Below are 15,569 nucleotides of genomic sequence, written 5' to 3' on the forward strand. Positions count from 1 at the left end.
GACCGATAATCCGCGAGCTCATATTAAACTAAACGAGTTTTGCATTTGTTGATCCTGTGCAACATGAACAATGAACATTCAATTGGACAAGCACTGCACTAAGCTCATTCAATTCAAACGGTGTGTTTGGCGAAGCATATAAAAAGCATGTACAATAAGAGAAATATAATTTGGGGGAGTGTTGTACCTTATGACAAAGCAAGTGGATGTCGCGATCTTAGGCGGCGGTACTGGCGGATATATCGCGGCTATCGTTGCAGCGCAAGCTGGATTACAAGTAGCAATCATTGAAAAGGACAAGCTAGGTGGAACCTGCTTGCATCGAGGCTGTATTCCTAGCAAAGCGCTGCTGCGCAGTGCGGAAATCGTCGCGCAGGCGAAGGAAAGCGATCGATTCGGTATACATATTGAAGGCGTGCGGGTGGACTTTGAGCGAGTTCAAGCACGAAAGCAGGACATTGTGGAGCAGCTGCATCGTGGTGTTCAATATTTAATGAAAAAGCATAACATCGAAGTTATAAACGGGACCGGCCGTGTGATGGGGCCGTCCATCTTCTCACCGCAGAGCGGTTCAGTTGCCGTTGAGCTGCCAGATGACGAGGCTGTGACAGTTGTGCCAAAGCATCTGATCATCGCGACAGGCTCCAGACCGCGAGTGCTGCCTGGACTTGAGCCTGACGGAGATCGCATCGCGACAAGCGACCATGCGCTGGCATGGCAGACGCTGCCGAGCAGTGTCGCGATCATCGGCGGCGGCGTTATCGGCATGGAATGGGCGTCGATGCTCGCCGACTTCGGCGTTGAGGTGAATGTGATCGAAGCGGGTCCTCGCGTCCTTCCAACGGAAGACAAGGACGTGTCGCGCGAGATGGAGCGTGTGATGAAGAAGCGAGGGGTACGCATCCATACGAATACGGTCGTAGAGCAGGACGGTGTGAAGAAGGATGAGCACGCTGTGCAGCTATTGCTTAAAGGCAAACAGGAACCAATCACGTTATCGGTAGATCGGGTATTGGTCTCGGTTGGCCGTGTTGCTAACGTTGAAGATATTGGTTTGGACAATACAAATGTGCGCGTGGATAAAGGCGTTATAGTCGTTAACGAGCATATGCAGACGAATGAACCGCATATCTACGCGATCGGCGACTGCATCGGCGGTTTGCAGCTTGCGCATGCGGCATCAGCGGAAGGGATTGCAGCGGTCAAGCATATAACAGGCGAGCAAGGCATCGCGTTATCGCCGCTTCATATACCGAAAGCGATCTATTCACGTCCTGAAGCGGCATCCATCGGCTTAACGGAGGAGCAAGCGCGTGAACAGGGGTTGAATGTTCAGATCGGCAAGATTTCATTCAAGGCGATCGGGAAAGCAATGGTTCAGGGGGACACTGACGGCTTCGTCAAAGTGGTTGCGGATGAAGACACATCAGACGTGCTCGGCGTCCATATAATCGGTCCGCATGCGACCGAATTAATAGGTGAGGCATCTCTGGCTAAATTGCTGGAAGCATCGCAATGGGAGCTGGGACATGTTGTCCATGCGCACCCTTCATTATCTGAAGCGATGAGCGAAGCAATGCTTGCTGTAGAAGGCAAATCGCTAGTGATGTAGCCTAGTTTCATATCGTGAGCAAATGGAATGATTTAATGCGTTTTATTTTTTGCTGGGTTAAGAGTATAATAGTTGTTAGAGCAAGTCTTAGTACCAGGTATTAAGGCTAGCCTACAGTTATATTCAATCGGCTCTAATAAAAGGAGGATCACTCCATGACACCAGAAATCTCGCTCCGTCAGAAGACGAAGCATGAACAGCTTGGCTTGTCCAATGAGCAGGCAGTGGAAATGTACCGCATGATGCTGCTTGCCCGCAAGTTTGATGAACGAGGAATCGTCCTGCAGCGCTCAGGCAAGATTACATTTCACATATCGGGTATCGGTCAAGAGACCGCTCAGGTAGCCGCCGCATTCGCGCTCGACCGCGAACGCGACTACTTTCTGCCGTATTATCGCGATTACGGCTTCGTCCTCTCTGTCGGCTTGACCGTGAAGGATCTGCTGCTCTCCTCTTTCGCCAAGGCGGAGGATATTAGCAGCGGAGGACGGCAGATGCCGGCGCACTTTGGCGCGAAGCGTCACCGGATCGTGACGAGCTCTAGTCCGGTTACAACGCAGGTGCCGCATGCAGTGGGCATCGCTCTCGCGGCCAAGATGCGCAAGCAGGATATCGTATCCTTCGTAACATTTGGCGAAGGCTCCAGCAATCAAGGGGACTTCCATGAGGGATGCAACTTCGCAGGCGTACACAAGCTGCCGGTCATTATCATGTGCGAGAATAACCAGTACGCGATATCTGTGCCTTTCGAGAAGCAGTCGGCCGGACGCATCGCAGATCGTGCCGCAGGGTACGGCTTCCCGGGCATTCGTGTCGATGGCACAGACCCGCTGGAAGTGTATCGCGTGATGAAGGAAGCTCGCGCTCGTGCAGTTGCGGGTGAAGGTCCGACGTTGATAGAAGCGTTCATGTATCGGATTCCGCCTCATTCTACTTCGGATAACGATTTGCTGTACCGAACGAAGGAAGAAGTTGAGGAGCACCGCAAGAAGGACGGACTTCCTCGCTATCGGCAGTATCTTATCGATTGCGGCTTGTGGTCGGAAGAACAGGATGCCGCGCTTCATAAGGAACTTCAGCAGCATATCAATGAAGCGACCAAGTACGCTGAAGAAGCGCCTTATCCGTTGCCGGAAGATACCTATAAGCATGTATTTGCAGAGGAGGGGCAATAGATTATGGCGGTCATGGAATATATAGATGCCATTCGCTTGGCGATGAAGGAAGAAATGGAACGAGACGACGAAGTATTCGTTCTTGGTGAGGACGTTGGCGTCAAAGGCGGCGTATTCACAACCACGAAAGGTCTGTATGAGCAGTTCGGCGAAGAGCGCGCGATCGATACGCCGCTTGCTGAATCCGCTATCGCTGGAGTGGCGATCGGAGCGGCTCTCGTAGGAATGAAGCCGATCGCCGAGATGCAGTATTCAGACTTTATGCTGCCGGCGGTAAACCAGATCATGAGTGAAGCTGCAAAGATTCGCTATCGTTCCAATAACGACTGGAGCTGCCCGCTCGTCATTCGCGCGCCAATCGGCGGCGGCATCTTCGGCGGACTATATCATTCACAGTGTCCGGAGTCTGTATTCTTCGGCACGCCTGGATTGAAGATCGTCGCACCATTTACAGCTGCGGATGCGAAAGGGCTGCTGAAGGCAGCCGTGCGTGACCCAGACCCGGTTCTGTTCTTCGAGCATAAGAAGTGCTATCGCATGATAAATGGCGAAGTGCCGACGGACACAGACTACATCGTGCCAATCGGCAAAGGCAATGTGCTGCGTGAAGGCGACGACATCACGGTTATCGGCTACAGCCTGCCGCTTCACTTTGCACTGCAGGCGGCGGAAGAGCTTGCCCAAGAAGGGATCAGCGCGCACATTCTGGACCTGCGCACGATTCAACCGCTTGATCGGGAAGGCATTCTGCAAGCAGCGGCCAAGACAGGCAAAGTTCTGATCATCCATGAAGACAACAAAACAGGCGGTGTAGGCGCTGAGGTATCAGCCATCATAGCAGAAGAATTGTTATTTGAATTAGATGCGCCGATTATGCGCCTGTGCGGTCCGGATGTACCGGCTATGCCGATCAGTCCGCCAATGGAACGAGAGTTCATGCTGAACAAAGATAAAGTGAAGGAAGCTATGCGTCAGCTTGCTCTATTCTAGCTCACCGCATACAGACTACATCATGTTGCGAGCAGCAACGCAAAGAGAATAACTAAGCATGATGACGGTGCGGTAGCGGAAGTTATCGTACCGTATGTATGCGATAGGAGTGATGAATCGATGTCAACAAATACAAGATCTAATGATGTGGTGATGCCGCAGCTAGCGGAGTCTCTCGTGAATGCTACGATCGGCAAATGGCTAAAGCAGCCGGGCGACTACGTCGATGCCTATGAACCGATCTGTGAGGTCATTACAGAGAAGGTAGTAGCTGAACTTCCTTCGACAGAATCAGGTGTGATGCTAGAGTTGATCGCGAAGGAAGGCGAGACTGTAGCAGTAGGCGCAGTGATCTGCCGAATCGGCAGCGAAGTTGAGCTGAACAGTGCACCAACGGGAGCAACTCCAACAGGAATTGCGGCTCAACCAGCGCATGGTGGCAGTGCGGCGCCACAAGACAATGCGATGCGTGATCGTTATTCACCTGCAGTACAGCGTCTCGCACAGGAGCATCAAGTGAACTTGAACGAAGTTACGGGCACAGGACTTGGCGGACGTATCACGCGGAAGGACGTTCGCGACTTTATCGAAAAGAATCAATCCGCGCCTCAGCAAGTTTCTCCATCTGCCGCAGAACGCTCGGCAGCTCCATCAACCATGCAGTATAATCCGCCTTCTGAGGCTGCGCGTACATTGATCTCGCTTGCTGAAGAGGAGACCAAGCACGTTCCGGTTCGCAATTCCGGACTTCACTTAAGCGAGACGCCTCGGGTGCCGAAGATCGAGGTGCAGGGCGAGGGACTATATGGTCGAGGTGAAACCCTTATTGACGTTACGCCGATTCGCAATACGATTGCGACTAAGATGCGTCAAAGCGTAACCGAGATTCCTCATGGCTGGACGATGATAGAAGTCGATGTTACAAACCTCGTTCTGCTGCGCAGCAAGCTCAAGGATGAGTTCAAGCGCAAGGAAGGCGTTAACTTAACGTACCTTGCCTTCGTGCTAAAGGCAGTCGTTAACGCGATTAAGGATTATCCGATCATGAACTCCGTTTGGGCTGTGGATAAGATCATCGTGAAGCGTGATATTAATATCTCTCTAGCGGTGGGCACAGAGGATTCCGTACTTACGCCTGTCATTAAAAATGCCGATCAGAAAAACGTTGCAGGACTTGCCTTCGAGATTGAGGATCTTGCACGCAAAGTGCGCGAACGAAAGTTGAAGATCGACGAAATGCAAGGCGGTACATTTACCGTGAACAACACGGGTTCATTCGGTTCGATTCTGTCCTATCCGATTATTAACTATCCTCAAGCTGCCATGATGACGTTCGAATCCATCGTGAAGAAGCCGGTTGTGATTCATGATATGATCGCTGTTCGCTCGATGGCCAATATCTGTCTATCGCTTGATCACCGTATACTAGACGGTGTCATCTGCGGAAGATTTTTGCAACGCGTAAAAGAGAATTTGGAGAGCTTTAATCTTGAAAGTAAGCTTTATTAGTGGCATGCTAGTATAGTGAATAGATGCAACTAGGAAAGAATGTGTGATGATGAATGAAGTGCAAGTGAACACAGAGACGGCAGTGATAAGTCATTCATTGACCGTTCATATGTTGGGCTCGAAAGATTACAAGGAAGCATGGGATCTTCAGAAGCAGTTTGTTCGAGCAATTGATGAGGAAACACGGCAGACCACCTTGTTGCTGCTGGAACACCCGCCGACCTACACGATAGGATCGCAGCGGCATCCAGAGCACCTCTTGCTCTCGCCGGAGCAGCTGGAGGAACGCGGCATTAAAGTGTATGAAATCGACCGCGGTGGTGATATTACGTATCATGGCCCAGGTCAGTTAGTCGGGTATCCGATCGTGAAGCTTGACGGCCCGCAGTTGGATCTACACGGTTATTTACGCAATTTGGAGGAAGTATTAATCCGCTATTTGGCCTCATTAGGCATAACCGGATCTCGCAAAGCGGAATATACCGGCGTATGGATCGGCGAGCTGAAGGTGGCAGCCATCGGTGTGAAGTTCAACAAACGCCGGAAAGGCCGCGGCTTCGTAACGAGTCACGGCTTTGCATTTAATATTAAGAGCGGAATTCAGCACGAAGGATTTACTGGAATCATCCCATGCGGCATAGAGCAGTATGGAGTCACCTCGTTAGAGGATGCTACCGGCAAGACGTTTGAAGTCGAACAGGTAGGCAGAGATCTGCTCCCATTTTTTACAGAGGTGTTCGGATTCGATACTGCGGCTGTTAAGCCGTTGGACGAAGCACTCGAATAGCAAACAAGCCATGCGGTGAGCATGGCTTCATTCGTTATTCTGCATCTGCAAGGTTACATAGAAGGTCTTGCGATTATAGACCGAATAATATCGGTTGTAAGAGAACAAACAAGGTGGACATAATCATGGAGAGAAGCATCACCCAGACAATGATGCGGAACCATTTCTTATTATTCATTGCACACTAGGCTCCTTTCTAAGTCAGACAAGCATGATATGTTCTATTTTAACGAAAAAAACGTTTGGAGGAAAGTCGACATGGTACAGAAGGAACGTCTTGTCCAACATTTTATGGAATTGGTACAAATAGACAGTGAAACAAAGTTTGAGCGTGAGATATGCGATGTGTTGAAGAAGCAATTCACAGAGCTCGGCTTGGAGGTTGTTGAAGACGATACAACTGCTAAAACGGGTCATGGCGCAGGGAACCTGATCATCACTTGGCCGGCAACCGCTGATCAGGCGAATTCGAAGAGATTATTCTTTACTTCTCATATGGATACCGTTACACCTGGCAAGGGTGTCAAGCCTCAGCTTCATCCAGACGGATTGATCACAAGTGACGGCACCACGATTCTTGGATCTGACGATAAAGCTGGACTGGCAGCTATGTTTGAGGCCATTCGCGTCATTCAAGAGACGAACATGCCGCATGGTCAGATTCAATTTATCATCACGGTTGGTGAAGAGTCTGGATTAAATGGTGCGCTTGCTATGGATGCCTCTTATTTGAATGCGGACATGGGCTTTGCACTTGATTCATCCGGGAATGTTGGTTCGATTGCTGTAGCCGCACCTACGCAAGCTAAGATCAAGATGGAGATTATCGGCAAATCAGCTCATGCTGGCGTGAATCCGGAAGACGGAATCAGCGCGATTCAAGTTGCAGGCAAAGCGATAGCCCGAATGAAACTGGGACGTATTGATCATGAAACGACAGCCAATATCGGACGCTTTGAAGGCGGCGGTGCGACAAACATCGTTACAGACTATGTAAAGCTTGATGCAGAAGCGCGCAGCATTGTTCAAGAGAAGGTTGAACGTCAGATTGCATCGATGAAGGAAGCGCTAGAATCTGCTGCGCATGAATTTGGAGCGACTGCTAAGTTTGAAAGTGTTATCAAGTACCCTGCTTTTAAATTCGAAGATGAAGATGAAGTCGTGCAATTGGCTTCACGCGCTATTTCCAGCATAGGCATGACGGCCAGCACATTCCATTCTGGTGGAGGAAGTGATGCGAACATATTCAACGGCATGGGTGTGCCAACTGTCAATCTGGCTGTCGGGTATGAGAACATTCATACAACACAAGAGCGCATTCACTCTGATAATTTGGTGAAGACAGCTGAGATTGTCTTGGCTATCATTCGCGAGACGGCAAAAGGAATTTAATCCGGCCAATCCAAGGGGGGAGAGTTGGTTTGACATTCGTTCATCACTCTAACATGCTTGATTTGCAGTTTCGTGCAAGCCATCCGCTCTTGGAAGAGGCATTTCATTCCCATACTAGTTATGAGATCTATCTGTTTCATGCCGGCAAGGTCAACTATCTGATTGGTGATCGAATCTTTGCTCTAGAGCCGGGAGACCTTATCATCATGCATGGACTGACTCTGCATCGCGCAATTGTAGATAAGAACGAGCCATATGTCAGGTCGATCGTTCATTTTGACTCGCGCTACGTTAACCGTATTGATCCTGTTGAAAATGAAGAGCATCGAACAGAGCTTCTTCGACCGTTTCGCGAGTTAAGGTACGCGCGCGTACGTCTGGATAAAGTCCGTCAGCAGGAAGCGGACAGTATCTTCGAGCGAATGTACGAATATGAGCGTAGGGGTGACTATGTAGGGCGTCAGCGTATGAAGCTGGCCCTGCTTGATCTGCTGTATTGTATATATGATTGGTTTGCGGAGCCGTTATCCGCAAGCGAGAACCATGCGGAGCGGGAGAAGCATGTCGAAGATATATTCCGTGTGATCGAGAAACGATATGCGGAGGATTTAACGCTGGATGACATCGCTCGAGAGGTTCATTTGAATAAGCATTATGTCAGCAAGCTGTTCAAGGACATTACAGGCTTAACGTTATTTCAATATCTGAACCATCGTCGTGTTAATCAAGCTAAAGTGCTGTTTGTGTCAGATCCTCATCTCCCGATCACGGATGTGTCGCTTGAGGTCGGGTATAAGCATTTGCCGCATTTTTCTCGTATATTTAAGCAGACTGTAGGCTGCTCGCCTGATGAGTATCGCAAGAAGTATCGTTAAGAATCCGGTCTGTACAACTGAAGAATGATAGAAGGGACTCTTCCACTAGTGATGTTCATGTCAGTGGGGAGTCCCTTTTGTATTCTTGCTATCTAACAGGGTTCATCATACCAATTAGAGTTAAATGAAGGCATGTTTAAGCAATTCATATGTAAGCGCATGCGAAACACTCGTGTTATCGTTAATTCAATGAACGACAAGAGGAGGCGATCGAATGCAATCGGTTCGCATTGGCATCATTGGCATAGGCAATATGGGAAGTTCACACGCGTTATCCATTGTAAAAGGTAATATTAAGGGCGCTGTGCTGGGGGCGGTCTGTGATATCAATCCTGATCGGCAACAATGGGCGCTGGAGAAATTAGGATCCGATATTCCGTTCTATCATCATCCAGACGCATTAATCGCTTCGGGACAGGTGGATGCGATCATTATTGCTACTCCGCATTATGATCATCCTGCGCTCGCAGTTCAGGCTATCAAGCAAGGCTTGCATGTATTAGTGGAGAAGCCTGCTGGAGTATATACAAAGCAAGTGCGCGAGATGAATGAAGCGGCTGCTGAATCCGGATTAGTGTTCGCGATTATGTACAATCAACGAACGAATCCGATCTACAAGAAGCTGAAGGAAATGATCGCAAGCGGTGAGCTTGGCGAGATTCGACGCACAAACTGGATCATTACGAACTGGTATCGCTCTCAGAGCTACTACGATTCTGGAACGTGGCGGGCAACCTGGGATGGGGAAGGCGGGGGTGTGCTGCTGAACCAAGATCCGCATCAATTGGACCTGTGGCAGTGGACGATCGGTATGATGCCGACTCGAGTGCGGGCGTTCTGCCGTTTCGGGCATTACCGGGATATTGAGGTTGAAGATGATGTAACGGCTTATGTGGAATATGAAAATGGAGCAACCGGCGTATTTATTACGACCACTGGTGAAGCGCCTGGAACGAACCGATTTGAGGTTACTGGCGATCGAGGCAAGATCGTCATTGAAGATGATAAGATGACGTTCTGGCGGCTTAGAGTCTCGGAGCCGGAGTTCAATCGTACCTATACAGGTGGTTTCGGTGAGCCCGAGTGCTGGAAGTGCGAGATTCCGGTACACGGAGTCACTACTGCTCATGACGGCATTATGAACAATTTCGTAGATGCGATATTACATGGTACGGAACTTATTGCGCCTGGAAATGAAGGTATACACGGGCTGACTCTTTCCAATGCGATGCATCTGTCCACTTGGACCGATAACTGGGTCGAGCTTCCGCTTGATGAAGAGCTATTCCTCTCCGAGCTGCAAGCTCGGCGCGAACAGTCACAGAAGAAGATTAAGGGAATCCAGAATACAGCCCCTGCCGATATGTCACTAACGTTTGGACGGTAAGGGTTAGTTGAGGGATATCGACCGTGAAGAAAGAAGGTTGGGACGAACCATGAATTTATTTGATTTGCGTGGGAAGAACGCCGTCTTGCTAGGTGGAGGAAGCACGTTAGGTCAAGCAATTGCCGAAGGACTCGCTGCTCATGGAGCGAGACTTGCAATCGTTGGCCGTAACGAGGAGAAAACGTCTGCGGTTGTGCGGCAGTTGAGCGAACAGGGGGCGGATGCTGCGGCATTCTATGCAGATGTAACCCATGATGGCGACCTGCAGCGCTTGCACGCTGAGCTTATGATGTGGGCGGACCATATTGACGTTCTCTTGCATTTACCTGGTGTCAATAGCGCGACTCCGTTCTTCGACATCACGTCAGAGGAATGGGATCACATTATGAATGTGAATGCCAAGAGCGCCTTCCGTACAGCGCAATTATTCGGCAAGACGATGACGGAGAGCGGACGAGGAGGATCCATCATCTTTATCTCTTCGGTATCTTCAGATCCGCCATTATCCAAAGTATTTACGTACTCTGCATCCAAAGCAGTTATTAACAATATGACCAAGTTTCTTGCTAAAGAGTTTGCGCCAAGCGGCGTACGGGTGAATGCGATCATCCCTGGCTTTTTCCCAGCGGAACAGAATCGGGCTATTCTAGCTCCTGAACGAGTTGAAGCTATCATGCGGCACACACCTATGCAAAGATTCGGCTCGCCGAAAGAATTGCAGGGTGCGGCAGTATGGCTTGCGTCTGAAGCGGCATCGAGCTTTGTGACTGGGACGTTAATCCGTGTAGATGGCGGATTCGGTGCAATGACGATCTAACATGGGAACCGTTGATTGATCTAAATTGTATAAAGGTGGTGTATTACTGTGAAATGGTCCTTATTTACAGTTGCTGTACCTGATCTTACGATTGATGAACTAATTCCGGCAGCGGCAGAAGCAGGGTTGAACGGCTTAGAATGGAGATTTACCTCTACAGCAGAATCAGCTCGTCAGCAGCCTTCATCCTTCTGGGGCAATAATCTTGCAACCATTGAACCTGGTGTGTCAGCAGCTCGGTTATCTGAGATACGCTCTCTGTGCAAAGCGAATGGAATTGAGTCGGCAGGCTTAATGGCATATCTTCAAGTGGGCAATCTGGTGACTGCACGAGAAGCAGTGGAAACAGCAGCGGCGCTTGGTGCTCCAAGTATGCGGATCGCGGCACATCGTTATGATCGCAGCCGTCCTTATGCTGAGCTATTGGCTGAGCAGCTTCAATATATGGAGCAATTGGCACCGATGTTGCAGGAGTACGGTGTAAAAGGCTTGATCGAAACGCACCATGGGACGATAGCGGCAAGCGCAAGCGCCGCGCATCGGATCGTGTCTGCATTCGATGAGTCCATATTCGGTGTTCTATTTGATCCTGGAAATATGGTGTTTGAAGGTTATGAGAATTATCGCATGGGCTTAGAACTGCTTGGCCCGTATTTGTCACATGTTCATGTCAAGAATGCGGATGTGATCCCTTATGATAAACGCGAGAACGCTTCATTCACTTGGTCTCCGCTTCAACGGGGGCTTGTGGATTGGCAGCAGGTAATGTCGGACTTGATAGCGGTCGGATACGACGGCTATTGCGGTTGTGAGGATTTCAGCGGAACGTATTCTTCACGCGAAATGATGAATGTTTATGTGAAATGGATATCAGATCTAACAACAGCAGCGGAGGAATAATCATGAATCGATCTGACGGTATGCGATATGCGCCGCGCCATGAAGCGAAGGAAGTGGTTAAACCCGGCGAATTCCAGATTGCAGCGATGGCTCTCGATCATGGGCATGTGTATGGGATGTGCAATGGGTTAATCGAAGCCGGAGCAACTTTAAAATGGGTATACGATCCCGATCCGGCAAAGGTGGACGCCTTCGTTAACGTATATCCTGGAGTTCGTGTCGCGCGTGATGCTTCTGAGATTCTAGAAGATCCGGACATTCGTTTGGTAGCGGCAGCAGCAGTTCCTTCTGAACGTTGTGAATTGGGTCTTCGAGTGATGGCGCATGGTAAGGATTATTTTACGGATAAGACACCCTTCACCTCCCTTGAGCAATTAGCTGCTGCAAGAAAGCAAGTTGAGCTGACCAAGCAAAAATATATGGTTTATTATAGTGAACGGCTTCATGTCGAGAGCGCTGTATACGCTGGACAATTAATTCAGCAGGGCGCTATCGGTCGTGTCATTCAGGTGATGGGGACAGGACCGCATCGCTTGAACGCATCTAGTCGACCGGAATGGTTCTTTCAACGCGAGAAATACGGCGGCATTCTATGCGACATTGGCAGCCATCAGATTGAGCAATTTCTGTTTTATGCAGGATGCCAAGACGCGACTGTACTGCACAGCAAGGTTGCGAACTACAATAACGAAGCGTATCCGGAATTAGAGGATTTCGGTGATGCTGCGCTGGTTGGGGATAATGGGGCAAACCATTATTTTCGAGTGGATTGGTTTACGCCTGATGGCTTAGGGACTTGGGGTGATGGACGCACCATCATCCTAGGAACAGAAGGGTATATCGAAATGCGTAAGTATACGGACGTAGGACGTTCGAATACAGCTGATCACGTGTACTGGGTAAATGGTGAAGGTGAGCATTATGAGCATGTAGCCGGCAAGGTAGGATGTCCATTCTTCGGGGAGCTCATTCTCGATTGCTTGAATCGGACCGAGCACGCTATGACGCAAGCGCATGCCTTTAAAGCCGCGCAGCTATGCTTGGAAGCACAAGCTCAGGCTATTAATCTAACACCAACGAGATTAAGAACCAAGTGATCATTCTGGGTACTGAATCGAATAAGTGCTAAGTGTGACGTTAGGTTTTGTCAAAGTAGTCCACAGAACGAATATTATTAAACAAGAAAAATGTAGAATGATATCGCGAATGGAAGTGGAAAGCGTTTACCAGCAATTTGCATAAAATTAATTTGTGAACATTTAAGGACCGAGTTGAGTGAAGATGGCACTCTTCTCGGTTTTTTGCACTGAAAAAAAATGTGTATTCGACAAAAATCATATATTTCTATTATCAAGTGACATTTTTAGAACGGAATATACATTTTTATTATCGATTAACATGAATTGACAACACGAATCATTATGAATATGATTTAATCTGTAAGACGGAGTAATCATATGACATTTAGTTTTGCGACCACGTTCCTTGACAATTTCATAAGGCACACTAATCGAAAGGTTAGGTCGCAAAGCTTGGAGTCTTAGGGCCAGAAAAAGGCTGATGATAGTCCGGCTGCATATAGCATTATGCTGAGCATGATGCGTTATGTAGCCGGACTATTTTATTTTTCTCAGCTAAACCAGCCGTGGATTGATGGGGTTTAGTTGGAGGTTTACATAAATTATTTATGAAGGAGGTAAGTCAATGAAGAAGCGATTAAGGATCGCGATTAATTGGCTGAGCATCGTGTCCATTATTCTAGGACTCATGCCTGGTACCAGCTCGAATGCTTTTGCGAATGCATCACAAGGTGACGGGCTTATATGGCCTAATCCTGGAGCCACCAATCTGTCGAAGACAGCCACCCCAACAGGTACACCTGGGGAATGGTTGGTTACCTTGAAGGTGGAAGGCAAGGATATCAAGCAATCTTCGGATGTTGTATTGGTCATCGATAAGTCTGGAAGTATGAAAGATGAAAAGAAAGAGAAAAGGATGACCGATGCTAAAAATGCTGCTAAAAAGTTCGTGGATGAGCTGCTCAAAGAGGGTTCACTCACACGAATTGCAGTTGTGAGCTTTAGCGATACTGCTAGCATTGAATCTAACTTTAAAGGCACCTCTAATACCGATAAACAAAGCTTGAAAAAAGCTATTGATGGTATCTCTGCTGACGGAGGAACCAATATTCAGTCAGGGCTTAGACAAGCAAATTCTTTATTAAGTTCAAGCTCTGCAAAGAATAAAGTTATCGTCTTATTGAGTGACGGTAGACCAACGTACAGCTATCAAGCTACAACAGCAACAGCGTATACCTGGCCAGAGAATCGGTATAACTTTGCATTGAAGGACTTTACCAGTCGCTTAGGCGATGGCAAAGATTTCGAGATTAATACGGGTTATTACGAAGGAGGACCTTGGTGGAATCCTACTTGGTATCCAGGTTATAAAATTGGGGATTACCGTATCAAAGATCACGGTATAGGCACGATCTCAGAAGCTAAGGCTATCATAGATTCCAAGATTGGCATATATTCAGTAGGTCTTAGTGTAGGAAATGATGCGGATGCTGTCTATGTACTGAAAAATAGTCAAAATAAAGGCTATTACTCAGGTAGTAGTTCTGATCTCGAGTCCATTTATTCGGAGCTTGCCGGTAGAATTGCTTTTGCTGCCTCTGGTGCAAAGGTTATTGATCCAATGGGTGAGATGTTTAACCTGAAGCTGAATGGTAATACATTCGATAGTTCAGTTTATACAGTTAGCCAAGGTAAGGTAACCTATGATCCTGTTACCGAAACCTTATCTTGGGATATTGGAGATATCTCTGAGAAATACCCGGCGACATTAACTTACAAGGTAGTCATGGATCAGAACCATGTGCCTAAACCAGATCCCGATGTTCTCTATCCGACAAACAAAACAACAACTTTAACTTACAACAATGTTAATGATAAACCTATCTCTAAAGATTTTGTTGTTCCTGAGGTAAGCTACGGCAAAGGTTCAATTAAGGTCTGGGGATATAAAGTCAACGCAGATGGGGTCCCGATCAATGAAGCGGGAAATCCAGTGCCAATTGATAGACCAGATCTAGCTGCGAAATTATACGAGCATAAATTCGTAAATGGAGGCACAGATGCTCTGACTATCGGTCAGACCTATTCTGTACCGGCTGATCAAGTTCCAGGTCACACGTTAATAGTTGGGGATAACCCTAAAAGTGTTGCTCTGACGATGGCCAATCCTTCTCCGACTGTATATTTTGGATATACAGAAGGGGTATACAATGTGACCGTCGATCACAAAGCAGGCGATACAGTACTGAAGGCAGCTGTGACTGAGCCGAAGGGTCAAGGTGTTCAGCTGATTTACAGTAATGAGACGTTTGAAGGTTATGACTTCTCAGAAGTAGTGATTACTGGTAACCACGCTTTGACGATCAATGGTGGCCAAGTAACAGGCAAGATGCCGGGCAATGACATTCACATTACGTTCAAGTATGTGGGTAAAGATCAATCGGTCAAGGTCAAGCACATGCTGCAAGGTACCACTACTGAGCTGATCAAGCCGACAAGTGTAGCGGGTAAGACTGGTCAGCAGGTCACCTTGAATGCTGCAAACATTCCGGGATATACAGCAGTGGATGTAACTCATCCGTATACATTTACGAATAAGCCTGATCAGGAGGTTACATTCTACTATACGGCGAATCCGCAAATAGTTACGGTAAAGTATATGCTGGACGGAACGACGACCGAGTTGAAGCCATCTACGAGCAAAGATGGTAAGACAGGCGAAACAGTGAAACTGGAAGCGATAGACATTGATGGCTATACGAAGGTAGCTCCAACTGAAGTGAACTATACGTTCACAGCGGAATCGAACCAAGAGCATATCTTCTACTACACGGCGAAAGAACAAAGTGTAGCAGTGAAGTACATGCTGGAAGGAACGAAAACGGAGTTGAATCCAGCTACGAGTAAGTCAGGTAAGACAGGCGAAACAGTGAAGCTGGAAGCGATAGACATTGATGGCTATACGAAGGTAGCTCCAACTGAAGTGAACTATACGTTCACAGCGGAATCGAACCAAGAGCATATCTTCTACTACACGGCGAAAGAA

General features: G+C 48.1%; 13 protein-coding genes and 1 riboswitch. Of the genes, 12 read left to right on the forward strand and 1 reads right to left on the reverse strand.

Annotated features, from left to right (window positions below; all coding sequences use genetic code 11):
* Positions 1–190: 190 nt before the first annotated feature.
* From lpdA to lipB, 5 genes are all read left to right on the forward strand, one after another.
* On the forward strand, positions 191–1,612 hold the full coding sequence (gene lpdA / locus ACXX53_RS16765; protein ID WP_458569807.1) for a dihydrolipoyl dehydrogenase: 1,422 nt from the start codon (positions 191–193) through the stop codon (positions 1,610–1,612).
* Between the two features lie 155 nt (positions 1,613–1,767).
* Positions 1,768–2,787 (forward strand): thiamine pyrophosphate-dependent dehydrogenase E1 component subunit alpha, encoded by a 1,020-nt coding sequence (locus ACXX53_RS16770; protein ID WP_458569808.1) that lies wholly within the window; start codon positions 1,768–1,770, stop codon positions 2,785–2,787.
* Between the two features lie 3 nt (positions 2,788–2,790).
* Positions 2,791–3,777 (forward strand): alpha-ketoacid dehydrogenase subunit beta, encoded by a 987-nt coding sequence (locus ACXX53_RS16775; RefSeq protein ID WP_458569809.1) that lies wholly within the window; start codon positions 2,791–2,793, stop codon positions 3,775–3,777.
* 120 nt (positions 3,778–3,897) lie between these two features.
* Positions 3,898–5,286, forward strand: coding sequence for a dihydrolipoamide acetyltransferase family protein (locus tag ACXX53_RS16780; protein ID WP_458569810.1), 1,389 nt, complete (start codon positions 3,898–3,900; stop codon positions 5,284–5,286).
* 46 nt (positions 5,287–5,332) lie between these two features.
* Positions 5,333–6,073 carry a lipoyl(octanoyl) transferase LipB gene (lipB, locus tag ACXX53_RS16785; protein ID WP_458569811.1) on the forward strand — a complete coding sequence of 247 codons (741 nt, stop codon included), beginning with the start codon at positions 5,333–5,335 and terminating at the stop codon, positions 6,071–6,073.
* Positions 6,074–6,146: 73 nt separating this feature from the next.
* On the opposite strand, the gene prli42 is transcribed toward lipB, so the two are convergent.
* A complete protein-coding gene (gene prli42, locus ACXX53_RS16790; protein WP_458569812.1) occupies positions 6,147–6,251 on the reverse strand; it encodes a stressosome-associated protein Prli42 in 105 nt (34 codons plus the stop codon).
* 80 nt (positions 6,252–6,331) lie between these two features.
* Between prli42 and ACXX53_RS16795 the strand changes: the two genes are divergently transcribed.
* The 7 genes from ACXX53_RS16795 to ACXX53_RS16825 form a co-directional block, all read left to right on the forward strand.
* Entirely contained in the window at positions 6,332–7,465 is a 1,134-nt protein-coding gene (locus tag ACXX53_RS16795) for a M20/M25/M40 family metallo-hydrolase (protein ID WP_458569813.1), read from the forward strand.
* Between the two features lie 53 nt (positions 7,466–7,518).
* Positions 7,519–8,340 (forward strand): AraC family transcriptional regulator, encoded by an 822-nt coding sequence (locus ACXX53_RS16800; RefSeq protein WP_458569814.1) that lies wholly within the window; start codon positions 7,519–7,521, stop codon positions 8,338–8,340.
* A 214-nt stretch (positions 8,341–8,554) separates the two neighbouring features.
* Positions 8,555–9,727 carry a Gfo/Idh/MocA family protein gene (locus tag ACXX53_RS16805; protein ID WP_458569815.1) on the forward strand — a complete coding sequence of 391 codons (1,173 nt, stop codon included), beginning with the start codon at positions 8,555–8,557 and terminating at the stop codon, positions 9,725–9,727.
* Between the two features lie 49 nt (positions 9,728–9,776).
* Positions 9,777–10,544, forward strand: a complete 768-nt coding sequence (locus tag ACXX53_RS16810) for an SDR family oxidoreductase (protein ID WP_458569816.1) — start codon at positions 9,777–9,779, stop codon at positions 10,542–10,544.
* Between the two features lie 48 nt (positions 10,545–10,592).
* Positions 10,593–11,444, forward strand: a complete 852-nt coding sequence (locus ACXX53_RS16815; RefSeq protein WP_458569817.1) for a sugar phosphate isomerase/epimerase family protein — start codon at positions 10,593–10,595, stop codon at positions 11,442–11,444.
* Between the two features lie 2 nt (positions 11,445–11,446).
* A complete protein-coding gene (locus tag ACXX53_RS16820; RefSeq protein WP_458569818.1) occupies positions 11,447–12,541 on the forward strand; it encodes a Gfo/Idh/MocA family protein in 1,095 nt (364 codons plus the stop codon).
* Positions 12,542–12,934: 393 nt separating this feature from the next.
* Positions 12,935–13,024: riboswitch (cyclic di-GMP riboswitch) on the forward strand.
* A 124-nt stretch (positions 13,025–13,148) separates the two neighbouring features.
* A partial coding sequence (locus ACXX53_RS16825) for a MucBP domain-containing protein (RefSeq protein ID WP_458569819.1) occupies positions 13,149–15,569 on the forward strand: 2,421 nt, incomplete at its 3' end.

The sequence above is a fragment of the Paenibacillus marinisediminis genome (genome assembly GCF_054343325.1).

Bases quoted from the DNA above. Each gene is read 5' to 3' on its own strand.
- lpdA (WP_458569807.1), top strand. From the start codon at position 191: ATGACAAAGCAAGTGGATGTCGCGATCTTAGGCGGCGGTACTGGCGGA.
- ACXX53_RS16770 (WP_458569808.1), top strand. From the start codon at position 1,768: ATGACACCAGAAATCTCGCTCCGTCAGAAGACGAAGCATGAACAGCTT.
- ACXX53_RS16775 (WP_458569809.1), top strand. From the start codon at position 2,791: ATGGCGGTCATGGAATATATAGATGCCATTCGCTTGGCGATGAAGGAA.
- ACXX53_RS16780 (WP_458569810.1), top strand. From the start codon at position 3,898: ATGTCAACAAATACAAGATCTAATGATGTGGTGATGCCGCAGCTAGCG.
- lipB (WP_458569811.1), top strand. From the start codon at position 5,333: ATGATGAATGAAGTGCAAGTGAACACAGAGACGGCAGTGATAAGTCAT.
- prli42 (WP_458569812.1), bottom strand. From the start codon at position 6,251: ATGAATAATAAGAAATGGTTCCGCATCATTGTCTGGGTGATGCTTCTC.
- ACXX53_RS16795 (WP_458569813.1), top strand. From the start codon at position 6,332: ATGGTACAGAAGGAACGTCTTGTCCAACATTTTATGGAATTGGTACAA.
- ACXX53_RS16800 (WP_458569814.1), top strand. From the start codon at position 7,519: ATGCTTGATTTGCAGTTTCGTGCAAGCCATCCGCTCTTGGAAGAGGCA.
- ACXX53_RS16805 (WP_458569815.1), top strand. From the start codon at position 8,555: ATGCAATCGGTTCGCATTGGCATCATTGGCATAGGCAATATGGGAAGT.
- ACXX53_RS16810 (WP_458569816.1), top strand. From the start codon at position 9,777: ATGAATTTATTTGATTTGCGTGGGAAGAACGCCGTCTTGCTAGGTGGA.
- ACXX53_RS16820 (WP_458569818.1), top strand. From the start codon at position 11,447: ATGAATCGATCTGACGGTATGCGATATGCGCCGCGCCATGAAGCGAAG.